This window comes from Vreelandella hamiltonii (genome assembly GCF_014651795.1).
In the GTDB taxonomy this organism is placed as follows: Bacteria; Pseudomonadota; Gammaproteobacteria; order Pseudomonadales; family Halomonadaceae; genus Vreelandella; species Vreelandella hamiltonii.
On the sequence record NZ_BMXO01000013.1, the window covers coordinates 72,141 to 91,588 of the forward strand.

Genomic DNA, 19,448 nt, shown 5'->3' on the forward strand with positions numbered 1-19,448 from the left:
ACGGCCTCGCGTGAGGCCTGAATGAAGCGGGCCATTACAAGCGCCCCTCCTCGACAGCGTGGCACGCCACGCGAGTGCCGTCATCCTGTGTTTGCAATGCCGGAATCTCCTGCTTGCAGCGGGCGTTGGCATGGGGGCAGCGGCCATGAAAGACACAGCCGCTAGGCAGATTGACCGGCGTCGGCACTTCACCGGAGAGGCGAATGTGTTGGGGGCGGTCATCTTCCAGCCGAGGAATGGCCGACAGCAGCGCCTGCGTATAGGGATGGCGCGGCTTGGCAAACAGCGTGGCCGTGGTGGCGACTTCACACACCGTGCCCAGGTACATCACCGCCACGCGGGTGCCGAAGTGCTCGACCACCGCCAAGTCGTGGGTGATGAACAGGTAGGTGAGGTGGCGGTCACGCTGGGCGTCCATCAGTAGGTTCAGCACCTGGGCCTGGATCGATACGTCCAGAGCCGAGATGGGCTCATCGGCCACGATGAATTCCGGGTCCACGGCCAGCGCCCTGGCGATGGCGATGCGTTGGCGCTGCCCACCGGAAAACTCATGGCCAAAGCGCTTGCCCCAGTCCGGGTCGATGCCCACCGAGCGCATCACTTCTTCCACCTTGTCGAGAATCTGCTGACGGTTCCAGTCTGGGTGGTGCAGGCGCAGCGGCTCTTCCAGCGTCTGCTGGATCGTCATGCGCGGGTTCAGCGACGCGTAGGGGTTCTGGAAAATCATCTGCATGCGCTTGCGATAAGGCAGCAGTTGACGGGTGGAGAGATGGTCGATGCGCTCGCCGCCGTAACGAATTTCGCCTTCGGAGGGGGTAATCAGCCCCATCACCGTGCGTGCTACGGTGGATTTACCGCAGCCGGATTCGCCGACTACGCAGAGCGCTTCGCCACGCTTGATCTCCAGGTTGACCCCGTTGATGGCGTGCACGTACTCCTGATGACGAACCAGCTTGCCGCCCTTGAAGCGCAGCTGCTCGAGAAAGTCGCCCGATAGCGAAAAGCGCTTTTTCAGATCGCGTATTTCCAGCAGCGTATCGCTGGCCGTAGCGGGAGCGGTCGTTGGGCGTGTGTCGGCCTGGGCATTCATAGGCTCTCCTCCTTCAGGCGGCGATCTTCGAGCATTTCAGCCACCATATGGCAGGCAACGCGGCAGTTGCCTGACTCCACGAACGTGGGCACCTGCTGAGTACACGCCGGGCGCGGCTGACCGTCGCTGCGCAGGATAAAGTCGCAGCGGGGATGAAACGCGCAGCCGGTGGGCAAGTTGGAAAGCGACGGCATGCTGCCCCGAATCTGATTCAGTTTTTCGCCGGGGGTGGCCATCTGGGGCAGGGCGTTGATCAGCCCCTGGGTGTAGGGGTGCTGGGGGTCATTGATGATTTCACGGGTCGGCCCCTGCTCGATCACGCGGCCTGCGTACATGACCAGCATGCGCTGGGTGACCTGGCTGACGACGCCCAAGTCGTGGGTGATCAGGATCAGGCCCACGTTGTGCTGCTCGCAAAGCTCCAGCAGCAGCGCCATGATTTCCGCCTGGATGGTGACATCCAGCGCGGTGGTCGGCTCATCGGCAATGATGATGTCGGGGTCCAACAGGAGCGCAATGGCGATGATGATACGCTGGCGCATGCCGCCGGAAAGCTCGTGGGGGTATTGGTCCAGGCGCTTTTCCGGCGACGGGATCTGCACCTGTTTGAGCTTGTCCAGAGCAATGGCCCGGGCCTCGCGGGTGGAGATGCGGCGGTGCGCTTTCAGGCACTCGACCATCTGCTCACCGATCGAGAGCACCGGGTTGAGGGTCATCATCGGGTCCTGGAAGATCATCGAGATACGATTGCCGCGCACCTTGCGCAGGCCCCGCTCGGACATGGTGTTGAGGGTTTTACCCTCGAAGGTGATGCTGCCACCGGCAATGAATCCGGGCCGTGCGATCAGGTTGAGCAGTGAAAAGGCTGCCACCGATTTGCCCGCGCCGGATTCACCGACGATGCCTAGCCGTTCGCCTCGCTCCAGGGTGAAGTTGACATCCCGTAAGGCGCGGACTTCACCCTGACGCAGGGCAAAGCGAACATCCAGTTGTGAGACTTCAAGAAGTGCCATGGTGTCTTCAGCCTTTATACAGTCGTGGGTTCATGACATCGCGCAGCCAGTCGCCCAGCAGATTGATCGACAGCACCAGCACCACCAATACCGCGCCGGGCATCATGGTGATCCACCAGGAGCCGGATTGAATGTAGTCGAAGCCCGCCTTGATCAACGAACCCAGCGACGGGTGGGTTTCCGGCATGCCCAGCCCCAGAAACGACAGCGCCGCTTCGGAGATGATCGCGTTGGCGATCTGAACGGTGGAGATGACGAAGATCGGCGACAGCGTATTGGGAAGCACATGACGGAACATGATGCGTCGGCTGCGCAGCCCCATGACGCGGGCGGCGTCCACGTACTCCTTGTTCTTCTCTGCCAGTACCGATGCGCGCACGGTACGCGCATACTGCGGCCATTCGGCGAGTCCGATGATCAGAATCAGCATGAGCACGGCGTACTGGCTGTAGAAGGCGCTGCCCATGGTGGCTTTCACCACGGCACCGACCACGATGGCCACCATCAGCGTCGAGAACGACAGCTGAATGTCTGCCAGGCGCATCAGGAAGGCATCGACTCGCCCGCCCAGATAACCGGCCATCAGGCCAAAGGTCACGCCCAGCAGGGCTTGCAGTGCCACCGCGCCAAAGCCGATCAGCAGCGATACCCGCGTGCCGTACAGAATGATCGACCACAGGTCGCGCCCCTGGGCATCGGTGCCCAGGGTGTAGCGCTCGTCGGCTCCGTCGATCCAGAACGGCGGCAGTTCCGACGAGATGATGTCGATCTGGCGCAGGTCGTAGGGGTCGGTAGGGGCCAGCAGTGGCGCCGCGAAGGCCGCCACCACCAGGCAGATGAACACGGCCAGGCAGAGCTGAGCGGTACGGTCGCGCTTGAAGCTGTACCACAGGAAAGAGTCGCGCAAGCGCTCCCAGCGGCTGGGGGCTGAGGGAGGAGTGGACGTTGTCATGCGGGCTTACCAGTCAGTTTAACGGTGGGATTCACGAAGCCGTAGATCAAATCCACGATGGTGTTGGTCACCACGAAAATGACCCCGACGATCATCAGATAAGTGACGATCAGCGGAATGTCGGCGTGGTTGATGGCATCCAGGAACATCAGTCCCATGCCCGGCCACTGGAACACGGTTTCGGTCAGAATGGTATAAGCCACCATGGTACCGATCTGAACGCCCCCCACGGTAATCACCGGGAGCATGGTGTTTTTCAGCGCATGCACGAAGTAGACCCGGCGCATGGAAATACCCTTGGCGCGGGCATACTTCACGTACTCCGATTGCAGTACTTCCATCATTTCGGCGCGAATCAGGCGGATGAACAGCGGCAGCATGATGGAGGCCAGCGAGACTGCAGGCAGCACCAGATGCTTGATGCCGTCCCAGGTGACCAGGTTGGTATCCCAGTGGCCGACCACGTGGACCAAATCATAGCCACGGCCAAAGGAGGGCATGTTGCCCTGGGTAGAGAGCGCGCTGTTCAGCCAGGCGCCCCAGGCGGTGCCCTCCGGGAACAGCGAAACGGTCATGCCAATGGAGAAAATCTGGATCAGTACGATGGCGGTCAGGAACACCGGTATCGAAATGCCGATGATCGAGGCCCCCATGAAAAAGCGCGAGATGGGCGAGCGCGGTTTGATGGCGCTGTATACCCCGATGGGAACAGAGAACAATACGATGATCAGCGTGGCCGCGAACACCAGCTCGAGGGTAGCAGGCAAGTGGCGAGCAATCACCTCCAGCGCCGGTTCACGGTAGAAATAGGAGTAGCCGAAATCGCCCTGAAGGGCGTTTCTGGCGAAGCGTGCGTATTGCACCAGGAAGGGGTCGTTGAGCCCCAGCCGTTCGCGAATGGCTTCACGTTCACTTTCGGGGACCGACTGTCCGACCATCTGCTGTACAGGGTCACCCAGGTTATCCTGGATGGCGAAGGCCAGTACACTGATGACAAACATCACCAATATTGCGTGCATCAGCCGCTTGATTAGAAAAGCAATCATGGCGTACGCCACCTGTGTGGAAAGTTTCACTAAACATCAGGGCAAGGCATGACGCTGCCCGGCGGGTCGCGTCATGCACGACGCTTCGCCCTCCTGAATCCTGGAGAGCGAAGCGTCCTTGCGTGGGTTATGTCGTTAAGGGGTGATTAACGCGTAATCACCAGATCGCCCAGGTAGGGGAAGTCGGTGGCGTTGACCACCGGCTCGATGTCGATGCCGTCAGCGGCGGCATAGGCCAGGTTCTGCCAATGCAGCATGATGAAACCAACGTCTTCGTACAGCATGGCTTCGGCTTCACGCAGCATTTCACCACGTTTTTCCAGGTCGGTTTCGCTGTCGGCCTGGGTTACCAGCGCATCGATTTCCTCGTTGCAGTAGCTGCCGTAGTTGTACTGACCGGCACCGCTCTCGGTGTCGATGCAGAACGACAGGTACTGGAAGAAGTTGGCGGTGTCTTCGGTGTCCGAGTGCCAGCCGATCATGGCAATGTCGGATTGACGCGTGTCGTACTCCGGCCAGTACTGGGCCAGCGGCATGGTGCGCAGGTTAACGTTGATGTTGATACGCGCCAGCATGTTGGCCACGGCCTGGGCAATCTGCGCATCGTTCACGTAGCGGTTGTTCGGAGCGATCATGTCGACGCTGAAGCCCTCTTCGTAGCCCGCTTCCGCCATCAGCTCCTGAGCACGCTCCAGATCGTAGCGAGGTACCAGGTCCGCGTTATAGCCGGAGTAGCCTTCCGGTGAGAACTGGCCTGCAGGCGTTGCAAAGCCACGCATCAGACGGTCGGCAATGCCTTCCTGGTTGATGGCCAGGTCGACGGCCTGACGCACGCGTGCATCCTGGAAAGCCTCGACGCGCTCTTCATTCAGCTGGAAGCCGATGATACGCGTACCGGGGATTTCAACCAGATTGGCGCCTTGTGCATCGCGCACACGGTCCAGGTCGTTGGGCGGTACGGCATCGATGAAATCGACGCCACCGGACAGCAGGGCCGCCACGCGGGAGGCGTTTTCGGCAATCGGCGTCAGCACGATGCTGGTCACGTTACCTTCGCTTTCGGTGTCCCAGTAGTCTTCAAAGCGTTCGAAGTCGACGCGAACGCCCTGGCGACGGTCGGTGACCACGAAGGGCCCGGTGCCGGAAACGTTACGCGATGCAAACGAGTTGCCTGCCTTGACGATTTCCGCCTTGTCGTTGCCGTCGTCGGTCTCACCCGTGTAGAACTCGCTGTCCATGGGGAAGATGTAGGTGGCCAGGTTCAACAGCAGCGGGTAAGGCTCGGTGGTGGTGATTTCGATGGTGTAGTCATCGACCGCTTCGGCGCTGGCGATCGGCTCGAAAATGGCGCGATAATCCGGGCTCTCTTTCAAGCGCTCGATGGTCCAGACCACGTCCTTGGCAGTGAACGGGTTACCGGAATGGAAGGTAACGCCTTCACGCAGGGTCATGCGTACATTGGTGTCGTCTACTTGTTTCCACTCGGTGGCCAGACGCGGTTCGAACTGGAAGTCCTTGGTCCAACGCACCAGGGGGTCGAAGGCCAGATGCGAGAAGCGCAGGACACCGCCGGAAAGCTGTTCGTGCAGGTCGAGGGTTTCAGGGTCGGCCGAGTAGCCGATGCGCAGGGTTTCTGCACTGGCAGTCAGCGGCAGTAGTGCGGTGCCTGCCATGGCAGCACCCACGACAGTGGCCAGTAGTGTCTTTTTCAGCGTCATGATCGTTCCCATGTGTATTGTTTATTGTTCGTTTTGTCGACGGATGGCCCATCCACAAAACAGACACGGTCAGCTCGTAAGCTATCCTGACAACATAGAGACAGGTGGTTGTGACACACAATCGAAATAATGACAGGCCTCATTCATCTACTGAATGATCGGGGCTGGCGCGGCCGCCACGGCATCTGCTGTAAGACTAAAGTCGTGATCATGCGGTCGTGCAAAAGTGCCCGGCAGGTAAGCCACAAGGGAAAGGTAATGAAAATACAAGGTGTTAAACCGTTACTAATGACTGTTTTGCTGGCCATGACAGGCTGGGCGGCTGCCAGCGAGCTAGCTGCAGGGATCACAGGGACGCTGGATGGAGAGGACCAGCAGTGGTTTATCCTCGATCCCAGCAGCGAGCCCAGTGCCACGTTCATCGAAGAGGGAGACCGTTGGGTGGTGGAGATGACCGGCTACCGGGACCCGGAGAAATGGGTGGCCCGAGACGCGTTGCTCATTCAGTTGGTGCTGACTGATGAGCGGCTCACCAATGCCCGAGTACTGCATCTGATCGGCGATGCCGTTCACCCGCCGTATTACACGGCCACCGATGACGAGCTGACCGTGGTGCTTGCTCGGGTGGAGCGCGAAGGCAGCCGGTTACATCTTCAGGGCACCCTCGAGGGGCCGCTGGCGCTACAGCATAGCCCGGAGGCTGACCCTCTTGTGGAAGAGGGTGTTAGCCTGGCCGTCACGTTCGACGTGACGGCCCGCAAGGTCGAGTTTTGACGTGGCAGGTACTAAGGCACCAAATCAGGCCCCAAAGCGCTGATGTAGCCAGCGATTGATCTCATCGGACTCATACAGCCACTCTTCACGACCGTCTTCATGGGCGATGCGCAGGCAAGGCACTTTGACCTTGCCGCCGCCTTCCAGCAGGGCCTGCTTGTGGTCCGGGTCCAACTGGGCATCGCGCAGTTCGATCTTCAAACCAAGCCGCGCCATCTCCTTGCGTACCTTGATGCAGAAAGGGCAGCTACGAAACTGATACAGCGCCAATGCCTCACAGGCCGCGTCGACCTCAGCCTGCTCCTCGGCGCTGCGCTCCACCGAGCGCGGCGTGGAGAGTTTTTCCGACACTAGCATCACCGGGGCCAGCAGCACGCGAAGGCCACGGAAAAAGTAACGAACGATAATGCGCATGATAAAAGCTCCTCTCGCCAGCGCAGCGGGGTGTTTAAGGCATGATAGGTGCCGCATCCTGCATCAAAAGCCACCCGTTGTCACTTTCCTGCCCTGATACCGGGTGTCGCGAAGGGAACCAGATGAGCTGGCGTCCCGGGCATGATAATCTTTCCCCTAATGTATGCATTTAGGCTGATATTTCAGTCCGTTGTCAGGGTCATGGAAGGAGCGCTCGCCCATGCGTTTACATGTGATTGGTATCTGCGGCACCTTTATGGGCAGTCTTGCGCTGCTGGCCCGTGAGTTGGGGCACGAGGTGAGTGGGTCGGATGCGAACGTGTATCCGCCCATGAGCACTCAGCTCGCCGAGGCGGGCATCACGCTGATGGAGGGGTATCGCGCCGACAACCTGCAGGGCCCGTTGGACCTGGTAGTGGTGGGCAACGCTCTCTCACGCGGTAACCCGGAAGTCGAGGCGCTGCTTGATAGCGGCCTGCGCTACACCTCGGGTGCCCAGTGGCTGGCGGAGTACGTGCTGCCGGGCCGCCGGGTCATTGCCGTGGCGGGCACCCACGGCAAGACCACCACGGCCAGCCTGCTGGCCTGGCTGCTGGAGAGCGCAGGCCTGGAGCCCGGCTTTCTGATTGGCGGTGTGCCGCGCAACTTTGGCGTGTCGGCCAGGCTAGGAGGCGCAGCAGCACCGTTCGTGGTCGAGGCGGACGAGTACGATACGGCCTTTTTCGACAAGCGCTCCAAGTTCGTGCACTACCGCCCGACGATCGCCGTGATGAACAACCTCGAATTCGACCACGCCGATATCTTTCCCGACCTGGCCGCCATCGAACGCCAGTTCCACCACCTGGTGCGTACCGTGCCAGGCAAGGGGCATCTGCTGGTGGCTGACCAGCAGCTCGCGCTGGATCGTGTGCTGGCCATGGGCAGCTGGAGCCCGGTCACCCGCTTTGGCAGCGAGTCCGACAGCCAGTGGCAGCTGCGTCTGGAGCATGCCGACGCCAGCCGCTTTCAGGTGCTGTATAGCCGTGAGCAGGACGAGGAGGACGGCGTGGTGGAGTGGTCGCTCACGGGGGAGCACAACGCCCGCAATGCTTTGGCCGCCCTGGCGGCCGCACGGCTGTGCGGGGTGAACCTGCCGCGTGCCTGCGCGGCGCTGGCACGCTTCCAGACGCCCCGTCGTCGCCAGGAGGTGCGTGGCGAGGTCAACGGCATTCAGGTGATCGACGACTTTGCCCACCATCCCACCGCCATTGCCGCCACGCTGCAGGGCTTGCGTGCCGCCACACCGCGGGGGCGGCTGCTGGCCGTGATCGAGCCGCGCTCCAACACCATGCGGCTGGGCGCGCTGCGTGAACGTCTGAACGACAGCGTTGCCGATGCGGATCACAGCTTCTGGTTCCAGCCTGCTGGCGTGGAGTGGTCGATGGACTCTCTGGTAGAGGCGCAAGGGTCGCGGGCGTCGCTGTATCGGGATATCGATGCATTGGTACAGGCAGTGGTCACCCAGGCGTCACCGCTCGACCGGATCGTGGTGATGTCCAACGGTGGTTTCGATGGTGTTCATGAGCGCCTGTTGGCGGCGCTGACAGCGGCAAACCCTGCAACAGGAGTATCCGATGAGTGAGTTCAACCCCCCTGTGACGGTGGCGCTGACGGGCGCTTCGGGGGCGCAGTATGGCCTGCGCTTGATCGACGTGCTGGTCGAGGCGGGCCATGAAGTGTGGGTCATGATCTCCAAGGCGGCCCATATGGTCATTGCCACGGAAACGGAGGTATCGCTGCCTGCTCAGCCTCAGCGACTGGAGGAGGCCCTGGTGGCGCAAAGCGGTGCCAGGCCCGGACAAATTCGCTGCTTTGGGCGTGAAGACTGGATGGCCCCCGTGGCCTCGGGCTCCGGCGCGTCTTCCGCCATGGTGATCTGCCCGTGTTCCACCGGCACCCTCTCTGCGGTGGCCACCGGGGCCAGCAACAACCTGATCGAGCGTGCCGCCGATGTGGCGATCAAGGAGCGGCGCACGCTGGTCATGGTGCCCCGGGAGAGTCCTTTTTCTCCCATTCACCTGGAGCACATGCTCACTCTGAGTCGCCTGGGTGTGGTGATCCTGCCTGCCGCGCCGGGGTTTTATCATCGCCCTCAGTCCATGGAGGATCTGATCGATTTCATCGTCGCGCGGATTCTCAACCAGCTGGGCATCGAGCATCGCTTGATGCCACGCTGGGGCGAAGGGTAATCCCGGCGGTGCCACACTTTTGTGCCTACGATTCGCCATATCAATGACTTTCGCCACCGTTCACCACAAGGAAGCGTCACCATGTCCTGGGCTACTCTATCGGTCTTCGTGCCAACCTTTCTGTTCGTATCGCTGACCCCCGGCATGTGCATGACGCTGGCCATGGTGCTGGGGATGACCCAAGGGGTGAAGCGTACGCTCTGGATGATGATCGGTGAGTTGATGGGCGTGGGCCTGGTGGCCGCGGCGGCAGGGGCAGGGGTGGCCGCGTTGATGTTGCGCCAGCCTGAGCTGTTCACTGCGTTCAAGTGGATTGGTGGGGCTTACCTGGCGTATCTGGGGGTGATGATGTGGCGCTCGCGGGGGCGCATGGCCATTCCTGGCGAGCTGGATACAGGGCCGCCTGCAGGCCGCTGGCAGTTGGCCATGCAGGGGCTGGTGACCGCCGTGGCCAACCCCAAGGGCTGGGCATTCTTCATGGTGCTGCTGCCGCCGTTTCTGGACAGCAGCCGCCCGCTGGTCCCCCAGCTCAGCCTGTTGATTGTCCTGATTCTGGTCATCGAGTTCGGCAGCATGCTGGTGTATGCCACGGGAGGCAAGACGCTGCGTCGCGTGCTGGGCAAAAGCGGTAACGTACGCCTGCTGAACCGCATTGCCGGGACGCTGATGTTTGGCGTGGGCGCGTGGCTGGCGCTGGGCTGATCACGCCAGCCCGAGCCAGCCACGCGATGGCGCCATCAAACCGGCCCGAACAGTAGCATTCTCGCGCTCACCAGCAGCAGCGATGCTCCTGTGAGCGTCACCCAAGGGATGGCGGGTAGCGGCGTGCGATAGCGCCGCTGCCAGTTGAGCTGAACCAGAGCGCAGACCACCAGCCCCATGAGCGCGCCTCCCACCAGATCACTTAGCCAGTGCACGCCCAGAGCCAAACGCGAGAGCGCCATCGGCAGCGTGACGACAATGGCCATCCAGTAGACCCAGGCACGCCGCTGGCGAGGCAGGCGCGCGGCCATCACGGCGGCCGCCAGCCCGATCATCACCACCCAGGTAGAGGTGTGCGCGCTGGGGTAGGCGTATGAGCCGGTCAAGTGGTCCGGGGTAGTGGGGCGTGCCCGGGCGAACAGTGCCTTGCCCGCGGTGTTGATCAGGGCAATGCCGCCAAGGGCCAGAGCCCCATGCAGCAGTGCATCGAAGCGTTTGGCCACCAGCAGCCAGCACGCCCACGGGCTGACCAGGGCCACGATGCCCGCCTTGTCACCGATCATGGCCAATAGCAGGCTGGCGTGGGCAAGCCAGGGGGAGTCGAGCCAGTCGAATAGCCGTTGAGCTTCCAGATCGACCGTCAACGGCGTCACATGGTGCATCACGTACAGCGTCCAGGCAGAGGCCCCGGTAAGCGCGGTAATGAGCAGCAGCAGGGAACCCAGCGGCACTTCCCCCGAACGGCTCATGGCCAACCAGGGGCGGCGCATGACCGGAATGCGCCGCACGATGCGTGCCAGCGCAAAATAGACGCGCCCCTGGCGGTCCACCTGGGCACGTCCCCATGAAAACACCACGGCCAATACCACCACCGTGGCGGCAATCAGGATGACGGCCATTTCCACGTTCGTGGGCAGGTTCAGCCGCTGCTGCCAGGTATGGCCGACCAGATAGCCAGGCAGTACATAGGCGGGAGCCCAGAGCGCTGCGGAGGTAATGTTGGCCCAGGCGAAAGTGCGTGCGGGCATCTGCATCATGCCAGCCACCAACGGAATCACTGGGCGAACAGGCCCGACGAAGCGGCCAATGAAGACCGAGTAGACCCCATAACGTTCGAAAAAGCGTGCCCCACGACCCACCCACTCGGGGTGAAGCGACAGCGGCCAGCGGGACAACACCGCCTCACGATGCCGATAGCCCAGATAGTAGCTGACGCTGTCGCCGATGATCGCGCCAATGAACGCCGCGCCAATCAGCCAGGGCAGGTCGAGCCCTTGGTGGCCCGCCAAGGTGGCAGCCGCGGTCATCAATACGACCCCGGGGACCAGCAGGCCAATGAGTGCCAGCGACTCGACCAGGGCGATACCCAACACCAGAAGCAGCAGCAAAGGAGGGGAAAGAGTAAGAGAGAGCAGGGTATCGACAATCGCCAAGAGTGACTCCGTCTGCGGTTATAAATGGGTAATGGATTCTGCGCGTGCTTCCAGACGCTGCAAGTAGCGCTCGAAGCTCTCCTTGCGCATGGGCAGGCAAGTGGCGAGCCGTGCTTCCAACTGGCCTGTTTCTACCAATACGCGCCGTGACAGGGCGCGCTGAAGGCGCTCTTTCACGAGTAGCGCGCCGCTTTCACTGGTATCGGGCAAGACCAGCCAGAAGGTCGCACTGCCCGCACGGCCCAGAATGTCGTGATCACGGCAGCGGCTATTGACCTCGCTGCACAACGCGCCCAGCAGCGCGGTCTTGGCGCGCTGGCCAAATTGCTCCTCTGCCATGTCCAGCTGCGGCAAGTGCAGTACCAGCACGGCCAGCCGCTTGTTGAGCATTGCGGCGCGCTGAAACTCATTCCTGAGGCGCTCCTTCAGCGTATCGATATGGTACGCATCGCAATCGTTGTCGTTGGGGTCGGTTGCCCTCAACAGCGCCTTGCGCCGGGCGTGCTCCCACGGGGGGCAGTGCGAGCAGTAGAGTCAGGGCAGCAAAGCCCAGGGCAAACTCCTCGTTCAGCGTGGGCAGTTGCCAGATGATCACGGCCATGGCGACCAGATTGGTGGCCAGCGCTCCCCACAGTGGCAGAAGAATGAACGCGGCGGCAAGGGGCAGGCCTAACCAATACAGCGGCAGGTTGGCGTGGGTCAGTACGCCGTGCATCGCCACCAGAAACAGACTGCCCAGCAGCAAGCAGCGTGGCAGGTAGGGTTTGATGCCTCGCCCAAGGTGCATCATCAGGCTGGCCAGTATCAGGGTGGTCATGAACAGTGGAACCAACAGTTCACGGTAGCTGCCCATGGCGTACAGCCAAGCGGTGTAAGCACAGATAACGATCAGGCTGGCACTGTAAGCCAGGCTCATCAGCCGTTTGGGGGGCGCGGACGTCGTCATGTGATGACGCTCGGCCGCTGTTTACCCATCTGGGCCAGAGCCTCGAGGGTCAGCGCTTCCAGCTCAAGCTCTATCAGGGGAAGCGGTTGGCAAACGGTGTGCTCCGGCAGGGCCGCACATAGCAATTGGCGACGATGGGCGGCCTCGCGGGGCGTTCTGGCCAACATGAGCGTGGCCAGCGTAGTGGCATTCAGGCGGTAAACGTTTTCGAAGCTATAAAGCAGGCTGCACAGTTTGTGGGCCGCAGGCCAGAGCTGGTGGAGCCGGAGATGAATGACCAGCACTTCGGCGTGAATGGCTTCTCGTTCGGAGCGTGTCTGCTCCTTGGTCAAATCACGCAGCAGTTGCTCCCCTGCCCATAGGTTGAGCCCCGGAATCAGCCGCAGGCGCTGGCGCATGGTGCCGCTCAAGTGCACCAGCAGGTAAGTCCGTGCCATGGCCAGCAGGCACAGCGTCCCCAAGGATGCCACCAGCAGGCACCACTCTGGCAGGGTGAGCAGTGGCTGGATGATCAGGCAGGCCAGCAGGGCAGCGCAGACATTGAAGGTGGCCACCCAGCGGGGTTGTGGCAGCATGAACACTGCGCCCCAGGCCCATATCAGCAACAGGTGACGCTCAGGGGCAACGGCAATCAGCGACAGCAGGAGCGTACCGGCCAGCAACTGCCAAGGCAGCCCTCGCGAGCGTCGATGGCTGAAGTCGAGCAGTAGCGCCGTAATGAACAGCCAGGCCACGGCCAGCCATAGCGCAATGGCGGCTGCCAGCGGCGCGGTGGGTGTCCAGAAGGCCAGCGCGACGGCGGCAGCGAACAACGTCGCCCTCAGCGGGCTGATTTTGTATTTGCTTTGCATGGTGGCTTACTATCTGGCTGATAAACGAGGGTTACTCGGCCGTAGCATAACGCATTGCTTGGCTCGAACCTGTCAATCCCTCAGTATAATGCCCTCATGGCGTAATATAAGCCTACCTACTTTCAGTATTGCTTACACAGGGAGATCCCATGCGCAGCGCTGACGCATTCCAACAAGACGCCCAACACCATCTGGCGGCCGGCGATGTGGCTCGTTACATGGTGGCCGTGGGGCAGGGGGCCAGGGCGGCGGCCAGCGTATTGCGCCGTGCCGATACCCAGGCCAAGAATCAGGCGCTGTATGCCATGGCGAAGCGCCTTGAGGCGTCGCGCGGCGAGATCATGAAGGCCAATCAGGAGGACATGCAGCGGGGCCGGGACAATGGCCTGGACAGCGCGCTGCTGGATCGCCTGGCGCTCAATGACGCGCGGATCGATGCCATGATCGAGGGGCTGCATCAAGTGGCGGCGCTGCCGGACCCGGTCGGTGCCATCGATGGCATGAGCTACCGGCCCAGCGGTATCCAGGTCGGCAAGATGCGGGTTCCGCTGGGGGTGATCGGCATCATTTACGAATCGCGCCCCAACGTCACCCTGGAAGCCGCCAGCCTGTGTCTCAAGTCCGGCAATGCCTGTGTATTGCGTGGAGGCTCGGAAGCCAGTGCATCCAATGCGGCCCTGAGCCGATGCATTCAGGCAGGCTTGGCAGACGCGGGCCTGCCCGAGGGCAGCGTTCAGGTCGTTGCTACCACGGATCGCGCCGCGGTGGGTGAGATGATCAGCATGCCCGAGTATGTCGATGTGATCATCCCGCGTGGCGGCAAGTCCTTGATCGAGCGCATTTCGCGGGAAGCGCGTGTCCCGGTGATCAAGCACCTGGATGGCGTTTGCCATGTGTACATCGATACCGCCGCCGACCCTGCCAAGGCGCTGGCCATCGCACTGAACGCCAAGACCCACCGCTACGGCACCTGCAACACCATGGAAACCCTGCTGGTGGATGCCCCGGTTGCCGATCTTCTGCTGCCGGAGCTGGCGCGTGCCTACGCCGAGCACCAGATAGAGCTGCGCGGCTGCGAGCGGACGCGGGCGCTATTGCCCCAGGCGCTGGCAGCAACCGAGGAGGACTGGCACGCGGAGTACCTCGCCCCGGTTCTGGCCATCAAGGTGGTAGATGGCGTGGACGAAGCAATCGAACACATCGAACGATACGGCTCCCACCACACCGATGCCATCGTCACGCAGGATTACACGCTGGCGCGCCGTTTCATGGCCGAAGTGGACTCCAGCTCGGTGATCGTCAACGCCTCGACGCGCTTTGCCGATGGGTTCGAGTACGGCCTGGGGGCGGAGATCGGTATTTCCACCGACAAGCTGCACGCCCGTGGTCCAGTCGGCCTGGAAGGCCTGACCACGCAGAAATACATCGTGTTCGGAGACGGCCAGGTTCGCCAATGAGCCAGCGTATCGGCATGTTTGGTGGCACCTTCGACCCGGTGCACAACGGCCATCTACGCAGTGCCCTGGAAGTGCGCGACGCGCTGGGCCTGGAAGTGCTGCACATGGTGCCTGCGCCGCAGCCACCGCTGCGCGGTGTGCCGCAGGTATCGCCGCAGCAGCGCTTGGCCCTGCTGGAAGCAGGCATCGCGGATACCCCTGGCCTGCTGGCCGATGGCCGTGAGCTACGCCGAGCAGGCCCCTCTTATAGTGTGGATACGCTGACGGAGCTGCGCGACCTCTACGGCCCCTCGGCCCGACTGGTGATGGTGATCGGCATGGATGCTTTTTTGCGGCTCCATCAGTGGGACCGTGCCGAGCGTCTTTGGGCGCTAGGGCACGTCGTGGTGATCGCTCGGCCCGGGTACAGCAACGATTGGCCAGCACCGCTGAAGGAACTGGTGGGCAATCGCGAAGTCTACAGCGTCGAGACGATGATGCAGCAGGCTCAAGGGCATCTGTTGGTGCTGGAGTTGCCTTCCCTGATGGCCATCTCCGCGACCTACATTCGCCAGCGCCTGCAAGCAGGCGAAAGCGTGCGCTATTTACTGCCCCACGCGGTGGAAACGGCCATTTTGCAACAGGGCTGGTATCAAAGCAGCGAATAGCGCTGGCAGTCGTGAAAGAAGCCGTTACAATGGCCGCCTCAAACGCCCGTTGCCAATGGCGGGCGTCTATCATCGTCAGGTCAATAATGGGGTTGTCGTCAGGAGTCATGCACATCGATACATTGAAAAACCTAGCCATCGAAGCGCTAGAAGAACTTAAAGCTCGTGATATTACGCAGTTGGACGTGTCGAAATTGACCGAGGTCACCGACCTCATGTTGATTGCCAGCGGTACGTCTACCCGTCATGTGGCAGCACTGGCGCAGAATCTCGTCGAGAAAGCCAAGGCTGCCGGTCTGCACCCTCGCGGTGTCGAAGGCGGTGAGAACGCGGATTGGGTGTTGGTCGATCTGGGTGACATCGTCGTTCATGTCATGCTTCCCGAAGCGCGCGCGCTGTATGACCTCGAGCGTCTGTGGGCAGACCTGCCCAACGATGCGGGCGCCATCGGCGATGCACTGCGTCAGGTCGAAGAGCGAGCCTCCATGTCATGAAGGTTCGGCTGTTGGCGGTGGGAACCAAAATGCCTGCCTGGGTGGAACAAGGCGTGGAGACCTACCGCAAACGGCTACCGCGTGATTTTGCCCTGGAAATCGAAGAGATCGCGCTGGGACAGCGTGGCAAGAATGCCGACATCGCCAAAGCACGAGCTCAAGAAGCCCAGCGGATCCGCGACAAGCTGCGCGGCGATGAAATCGTCGTGGCTCTCGAAGTCAAGGGCAAGCCCTGGACCACGGAGCAGCTTGCCCAGCAGGCCGATGCCTGGCGAATGTCTGGTCAGGACGTAGTGCTGCTGGTCGGCGGGCCCGATGGGCTGGAGCCTTCTCTCTCGGCCATGGCCGACAAGGCCTGGTCGCTGTCGCCGCTGACACTGCCGCACCCGCTGGTGCGGATCATGCTCGCCGAACAGCTCTATCGGGCATGGACCCTGCTCGTGGGTCACCCTTATCACCGTTAGACGTTATCTGTTATCGACCCCCGTGGCCGTTGCGTTCATCGTTTGATTGAGAGTTGTCTGTTGCCATGCCCAAGCGCCGTGACACGCTAAAGAACCCTGAGCAAGAGCTGCGTATCTTCCGTGTTCGGTCGCTGCTGGCAGTGTTCGTGGTCATCGTCTTGACCGGTTTGCTGGTCGGTCGACTGGGGTATCTGCAAATCGTCCAGCACGACCTCTACAGCACCCGCTCCGAGAAAAACCGCGTGCGGGTCGAGCCGCTGCCGCCCAATCGCGGGTTGATCTACGACCGTAACGGCGCCCTGCTGGCAGAAAATCGGCCGACCTACAACCTGACGCTGGTGCGTGAGCGTGTCGATAGCCTGGAGGATACCCTGGCGCTGCTGGTGGAACTTCTGGAGCTGCCGGAAGAAGAGATCGAGGCCTTCAACGTTCGTTCTCGCCAGCGCCAGCGGCCGTTTCAGCCCGCGCTGCTGATGAGCGATCTGAGTGAAGAGCAGATTGCCCGCCTGGCCATCAATCGCCACCGCCTGCCCGGGGTCGAGGTAGAAGCCCAGCTGCTGCGTTACTACCCGGACGCCGAAATGATGGCCCATGCGCTGGGCTATGTGGGGCGGATCAATGCCGAAGAGCTGCAAACCCTGGACACCGGCCGCTACGCAGGCACCCACTTTATCGGCAAGACCGGAGTGGAGCGTTTTTACGAGTCGGAATTGCACGGCCAGGCGGGACTTCGCAAGGTCGAAACCAACGCCCGTGGCCGGGTGCTGCGCGAGCTGGGGCGCACCGACCCGGTACCCGGTGCCAACCTGACCCTGACCCTGGACCGCTCGCTTCAGATGCTCGCCTACGAGCTGCTGGAGGGTCGGCGAGGCTCCATCGTGGCCATCGTGCCGCGCACCGGAGAAATTCTGGCCATGGTGTCGACGCCTGGTTTCGATAGCAACCAGTTCGTCACCGGGATCGATGTGGCGTCTTACCGCGCCCTGCAGGAAGACATCGATCTGCCGCTGTTCAACCGCGCCATTCGTGGCCACTACCCCCCTGGTTCCACCATCAAGCCGTTTCTGGCGCTGGCAGGACTGGTGGAAGGGGTGATCACCCCGGACAGCACCATCAATGACCCGGGCTTCTATCAGCTGCCCAATGACTCCCGTCGCTACCGTAACTGGTTGCGGTGGGGGCATGGGCGTGTCGACATGGAACGCTCCATTGCCGTGTCGAACAACACCTACTACTACTCCCTGGCCCATGACCTTGGTATCGATCGCTTGCATGATCAGATGTCCAACTTTGGCTTCGGGCAGCGGGTCGCTCACGACGTTCAGGGAGAAAGCACCGGTTTGATGCCTTCTCGTGATTGGAAGCGCGCACGCTTCAACCAGCCCTGGTACCCGGGGGAAACCCTTTCGGTCGGTATCGGTCAGGGGTATTGGCAAATTACCCCGCTGCAACTGGCCAGTGCCACGGCGGCCTTGGCCAACCGTGGTCACTGGGTCAAGCCTCGGCTGGCGCTGCGCATTGGTGAAGACCCCGTCCCGCTGGAACTGCCGGACACGTTGCCCGACATCGACCTGGCCAATGAGAACTGGTGGGACAGAGTGTTCAACGGCATGGAGAAAGTGCTGACCGGCAGCGAAGGAACGGCAAGGCGCACCGGGGTGGGCCTGGAGTATCGCATGGGCGGCAAGTCGGGTACGGCCCAGGTGTTTTCGCTGGGCCAGGATCAGCGCTACAACGCCGAAGAGCTGGAAGAGCGGCTGCGCGACCACTCGCTGTTCATGGCCTTTGCCCCGCTGGAAGAGCCTGAAATCGCCGTATCGGTCATCGTCGAGAATGCCGGGGGCGGCAGTACCCATGCTGCCCGCATGGCGCGCGCCATGACCGATGCCTGGCTGCTGAAAGAGGCGGCGCCGGAAGCCGATGAGGTCAAGGAAGTGCTGGAAGAGGATAACGGCCGCGTGGAGGGTAACTGATGATGCCGCTGCAACTGCTGACACGCTCTTGGCGAGGGCACCCGGTTCGCCCACCCGATAGCGGCATCGCCAGGCGCAAGAGCATTTGGGAGCGTATTCACATCGACCCTTGGCTCGTGGGCCTGCTGCTGGCGCTGATGGCGGGCGGCCTGCTGGTGCTCTACAGCGCTTCTGGGCAGCGCATCGAAGTCGTGATTGCTCAGGCCATGCGCTTTGGCTTGGCCCTGGTGGGCATGTTCGTGCTGGCACAGTTTTCCCCCACCACGTTTCTGCGCTGGGCGCCGCTGGCTTATGGCGTAGGGCTTGCCATGCTGGTGGCCGTGGAGATTGCTGGCGATATCGGCATGGGAGCCAAGCGCTGGCTGGAAATACCCGGCGTGATTCGCTTCCAGCCCTCTGAGATGATGAAGCTGGCCGTACCGCTGATGGTGGCGGCATACCTCAATCGCTGTCAGCTCCCCCCGAGGCTGCGGGACATCGCGGTGTGTGCCCTGATCATTGGCGCGCCGGTGGTGTTGACGGCGATTCAGCCAGACCTGGGAACCTCGCTCTTGATGGCCAGCGCGGCGCTGATCGTGGTGCTGCTGGCGGGGCTCTCCTGGCGCTTGATTAGCCTGGTAGTGGCCCTGGTGGCGGCGGGCCTGCCGCTACTGTGGATGAACATGCACAACTACCAGCGCCAGCGGGTGCTGACCTTTCTGGACCCGGAGAGCGACCCGCTCGGCTCCGGCTGGAACATCATCCAGTCCACCACCGCCATCGGTAGCGGTGGCCTGTGGGGCAAGGGCTGGCTGGAGGGCACGCAGTCACAGCTCGAATTCCTGCCCGAGCGCCACACCGATTTCATCATTGCCGTGCTGGGCGAAGAGTTCGGCCTGGTCGGTATGCTGCTGCTGCTACTGCTGTACGTCATGATCGTCGGTCGTGGGCTGTGGCTGGCGGCGGCGTCCCAGGACACCTTTGGACGCCTGGTGGCGGGCAGTATCATTCTGACGTTCTTCATTTATGTGTTTGTCAATGTCGGCATGGTGAGCGGCATCCTGCCCGTGGTGGGGGTACCGCTGCCGCTGGTGAGCTACGGCGGCACCTCCAGCGTGACCTTGCTGGCCGGGTTCGGTATTCTCATGTCGATACACGCCCATCGGCGGCTATTGCCGCGTTGAATGATCAAAGTGCAGTCGACGCTTTTTCACAGGAGTGGTAAGCAAATGAACAGGGCGCGAAGAAGAGCGGGCGGGTATTTACT

Annotated in this window: 20 protein-coding genes; 10 read left to right on the forward strand and 10 right to left on the reverse strand. The window is 61.9% G+C overall.

From position 1 onward, the window contains the following. Positions 1–34: 34 nt before the first annotated feature. From IE061_RS13255 to IE061_RS13275, 5 genes are all read right to left on the reverse strand, one after another. The gene (locus IE061_RS13255; protein WP_016914118.1) at positions 35–1,090 is read right to left on the reverse strand and encodes an ABC transporter ATP-binding protein; all 1,056 of its coding nucleotides are present in this window, start codon (positions 1,088–1,090) and stop codon (positions 35–37) included. Next, positions 1,087–2,103, reverse strand: a complete 1,017-nt coding sequence (locus tag IE061_RS13260) for an ABC transporter ATP-binding protein (protein WP_016914117.1) — start codon at positions 2,101–2,103, stop codon at positions 1,087–1,089. Before IE061_RS13260 ends, IE061_RS13255 begins: the two co-directional genes overlap by 4 nt. Positions 2,104–2,110: 7 nt before the next feature. Next, a complete protein-coding gene (locus tag IE061_RS13265; RefSeq protein ID WP_193461818.1) occupies positions 2,111–3,055 on the reverse strand; it encodes an ABC transporter permease in 945 nt (314 codons plus the stop codon). Further along, positions 3,052–4,101 (reverse strand): ABC transporter permease, encoded by a 1,050-nt coding sequence (locus tag IE061_RS13270; protein ID WP_016914115.1) that lies wholly within the window; start codon positions 4,099–4,101, stop codon positions 3,052–3,054. The genes IE061_RS13265 and IE061_RS13270 overlap by 4 nt, the downstream gene beginning before the upstream one ends. A gap of 146 nt (positions 4,102–4,247) precedes the next feature. Beyond that, positions 4,248–5,819, reverse strand: a complete 1,572-nt coding sequence (locus IE061_RS13275; RefSeq protein ID WP_193461819.1) for an ABC transporter substrate-binding protein — start codon at positions 5,817–5,819, stop codon at positions 4,248–4,250. A 288-nt stretch (positions 5,820–6,107) separates the two neighbouring features. On the opposite strand from IE061_RS13275, the gene IE061_RS13280 reads away from it, so the two are divergent. Continuing rightward, a complete protein-coding gene (locus IE061_RS13280) occupies positions 6,108–6,593 on the forward strand; it encodes a hypothetical protein (RefSeq protein ID WP_193461820.1) in 486 nt (161 codons plus the stop codon). Between the two features lie 24 nt (positions 6,594–6,617). On the opposite strand, the gene IE061_RS13285 is transcribed toward IE061_RS13280, so the two are convergent. Then, a complete protein-coding gene (locus tag IE061_RS13285; protein ID WP_016914112.1) occupies positions 6,618–7,007 on the reverse strand; it encodes a glutaredoxin family protein in 390 nt (129 codons plus the stop codon). 220 nt (positions 7,008–7,227) lie between these two features. On the opposite strand from IE061_RS13285, the gene mpl reads away from it, so the two are divergent. From mpl to IE061_RS13300, 3 genes are all read left to right on the forward strand, one after another. Further along, positions 7,228–8,628, forward strand: a complete 1,401-nt coding sequence (mpl, locus tag IE061_RS13290) for a UDP-N-acetylmuramate:L-alanyl-gamma-D-glutamyl-meso-diaminopimelate ligase (RefSeq protein WP_193461821.1) — start codon at positions 7,228–7,230, stop codon at positions 8,626–8,628. Further along, complete coding sequence (locus IE061_RS13295; RefSeq protein WP_081192891.1) at positions 8,621–9,235, forward strand: flavin prenyltransferase UbiX; 615 nt, start codon at positions 8,621–8,623, stop codon at positions 9,233–9,235. The genes mpl and IE061_RS13295 overlap by 8 nt, the downstream gene beginning before the upstream one ends. A gap of 81 nt (positions 9,236–9,316) precedes the next feature. Then, positions 9,317–9,937 carry a LysE family translocator gene (locus tag IE061_RS13300; RefSeq protein ID WP_081192893.1) on the forward strand — a complete coding sequence of 207 codons (621 nt, stop codon included), beginning with the start codon at positions 9,317–9,319 and terminating at the stop codon, positions 9,935–9,937. A 35-nt stretch (positions 9,938–9,972) separates the two neighbouring features. Here the strand turns inward: IE061_RS13300 and IE061_RS13305 are convergent, their stop codons facing one another. The 4 genes from IE061_RS13305 to IE061_RS13315 are packed head-to-tail and all read right to left on the reverse strand — an operon-like array spanning position 9,973 to position 13,167. After that, positions 9,973–11,370 (reverse strand): bifunctional DedA family/phosphatase PAP2 family protein, encoded by a 1,398-nt coding sequence (locus tag IE061_RS13305; protein WP_193461822.1) that lies wholly within the window; start codon positions 11,368–11,370, stop codon positions 9,973–9,975. An 18-nt stretch (positions 11,371–11,388) separates the two neighbouring features. Then, entirely contained in the window at positions 11,389–11,760 is a 372-nt protein-coding gene (locus IE061_RS18250) for a diguanylate cyclase domain-containing protein (RefSeq protein WP_308429546.1), read from the reverse strand. Between the two features lie 16 nt (positions 11,761–11,776). Next, positions 11,777–12,316 carry a hypothetical protein gene (locus IE061_RS18255; protein WP_308429547.1) on the reverse strand — a complete coding sequence of 180 codons (540 nt, stop codon included), beginning with the start codon at positions 12,314–12,316 and terminating at the stop codon, positions 11,777–11,779. Next, positions 12,313–13,167, reverse strand: a complete 855-nt coding sequence (locus tag IE061_RS13315) for a hypothetical protein (RefSeq protein ID WP_193461823.1) — start codon at positions 13,165–13,167, stop codon at positions 12,313–12,315. The genes IE061_RS18255 and IE061_RS13315 overlap by 4 nt, the downstream gene beginning before the upstream one ends. Positions 13,168–13,316: 149 nt before the next feature. On the opposite strand from IE061_RS13315, the gene IE061_RS13320 reads away from it, so the two are divergent. The 6 genes from IE061_RS13320 to rodA all read left to right on the forward strand — a co-directional run bounded on the left by IE061_RS13320 (position 13,317) and on the right by rodA (position 19,365). Continuing rightward, a complete protein-coding gene (locus IE061_RS13320) occupies positions 13,317–14,624 on the forward strand; it encodes a glutamate-5-semialdehyde dehydrogenase (RefSeq protein ID WP_193461824.1) in 1,308 nt (435 codons plus the stop codon). Further along, positions 14,621–15,271 carry a nicotinate-nucleotide adenylyltransferase gene (gene nadD / locus IE061_RS13325; RefSeq protein ID WP_039179756.1) on the forward strand — a complete coding sequence of 217 codons (651 nt, stop codon included), beginning with the start codon at positions 14,621–14,623 and terminating at the stop codon, positions 15,269–15,271. Before IE061_RS13320 ends, nadD begins: the two co-directional genes overlap by 4 nt. Before the next feature lie 107 nt (positions 15,272–15,378). Next, on the forward strand, positions 15,379–15,765 hold the full coding sequence (gene rsfS, locus IE061_RS13330) for a ribosome silencing factor (protein WP_096922824.1): 387 nt from the start codon (positions 15,379–15,381) through the stop codon (positions 15,763–15,765). Further along, the gene (rlmH, locus tag IE061_RS13335) at positions 15,762–16,229 is read left to right on the forward strand and encodes a 23S rRNA (pseudouridine(1915)-N(3))-methyltransferase RlmH (RefSeq protein ID WP_144983136.1); all 468 of its coding nucleotides are present in this window, start codon (positions 15,762–15,764) and stop codon (positions 16,227–16,229) included. The genes rsfS and rlmH overlap by 4 nt, the downstream gene beginning before the upstream one ends. A 65-nt stretch (positions 16,230–16,294) precedes the next feature. Further along, positions 16,295–18,202: a penicillin-binding protein 2 gene (gene mrdA / locus IE061_RS13340; protein ID WP_096922826.1), complete on the forward strand. Its 1,908-nt coding sequence runs from the start codon at positions 16,295–16,297 to the stop codon at positions 18,200–18,202. After that, positions 18,202–19,365 (forward strand): rod shape-determining protein RodA, encoded by a 1,164-nt coding sequence (gene rodA / locus IE061_RS13345; RefSeq protein ID WP_186299140.1) that lies wholly within the window; start codon positions 18,202–18,204, stop codon positions 19,363–19,365. The genes mrdA and rodA overlap by 1 nt, the downstream gene beginning before the upstream one ends. The last annotated feature ends 83 nt before the right edge of the window (positions 19,366–19,448 follow it).

Excerpts from the sequence above, each read along its gene's own strand:
- IE061_RS18250 (WP_308429546.1), bottom strand. The coding sequence starts at position 11,760 with ATGCTCAACAAGCGGCTGGCCGTGCTGGTACTGCACTTGCCGCAGCTG.
- IE061_RS13320 (WP_193461824.1), top strand. The coding sequence starts at position 13,317 with ATGCGCAGCGCTGACGCATTCCAACAAGACGCCCAACACCATCTGGCG.
- IE061_RS13255 (WP_016914118.1), bottom strand. The coding sequence starts at position 1,090 with ATGAATGCCCAGGCCGACACACGCCCAACGACCGCTCCCGCTACGGCC.
- mpl (WP_193461821.1), top strand. The coding sequence starts at position 7,228 with ATGCGTTTACATGTGATTGGTATCTGCGGCACCTTTATGGGCAGTCTT.
- rodA (WP_186299140.1), top strand. The coding sequence starts at position 18,202 with ATGATGCCGCTGCAACTGCTGACACGCTCTTGGCGAGGGCACCCGGTT.
- rlmH (WP_144983136.1), top strand. The coding sequence starts at position 15,762 with ATGAAGGTTCGGCTGTTGGCGGTGGGAACCAAAATGCCTGCCTGGGTG.
- mrdA (WP_096922826.1), top strand. The coding sequence starts at position 16,295 with ATGCCCAAGCGCCGTGACACGCTAAAGAACCCTGAGCAAGAGCTGCGT.
- nadD (WP_039179756.1), top strand. The coding sequence starts at position 14,621 with ATGAGCCAGCGTATCGGCATGTTTGGTGGCACCTTCGACCCGGTGCAC.
- IE061_RS13265 (WP_193461818.1), bottom strand. The coding sequence starts at position 3,055 with ATGACAACGTCCACTCCTCCCTCAGCCCCCAGCCGCTGGGAGCGCTTG.
- IE061_RS13275 (WP_193461819.1), bottom strand. The coding sequence starts at position 5,819 with ATGACGCTGAAAAAGACACTACTGGCCACTGTCGTGGGTGCTGCCATG.
- IE061_RS13285 (WP_016914112.1), bottom strand. The coding sequence starts at position 7,007 with ATGCGCATTATCGTTCGTTACTTTTTCCGTGGCCTTCGCGTGCTGCTG.
- IE061_RS13260 (WP_016914117.1), bottom strand. The coding sequence starts at position 2,103 with ATGGCACTTCTTGAAGTCTCACAACTGGATGTTCGCTTTGCCCTGCGT.
- rsfS (WP_096922824.1), top strand. The coding sequence starts at position 15,379 with ATGCACATCGATACATTGAAAAACCTAGCCATCGAAGCGCTAGAAGAA.
- IE061_RS13315 (WP_193461823.1), bottom strand. The coding sequence starts at position 13,167 with ATGCAAAGCAAATACAAAATCAGCCCGCTGAGGGCGACGTTGTTCGCT.
- IE061_RS13270 (WP_016914115.1), bottom strand. The coding sequence starts at position 4,101 with ATGATTGCTTTTCTAATCAAGCGGCTGATGCACGCAATATTGGTGATG.
- IE061_RS13300 (WP_081192893.1), top strand. The coding sequence starts at position 9,317 with ATGTCCTGGGCTACTCTATCGGTCTTCGTGCCAACCTTTCTGTTCGTA.
- IE061_RS18255 (WP_308429547.1), bottom strand. The coding sequence starts at position 12,316 with ATGACGACGTCCGCGCCCCCCAAACGGCTGATGAGCCTGGCTTACAGT.
- IE061_RS13280 (WP_193461820.1), top strand. The coding sequence starts at position 6,108 with ATGACTGTTTTGCTGGCCATGACAGGCTGGGCGGCTGCCAGCGAGCTA.
- IE061_RS13295 (WP_081192891.1), top strand. The coding sequence starts at position 8,621 with ATGAGTGAGTTCAACCCCCCTGTGACGGTGGCGCTGACGGGCGCTTCG.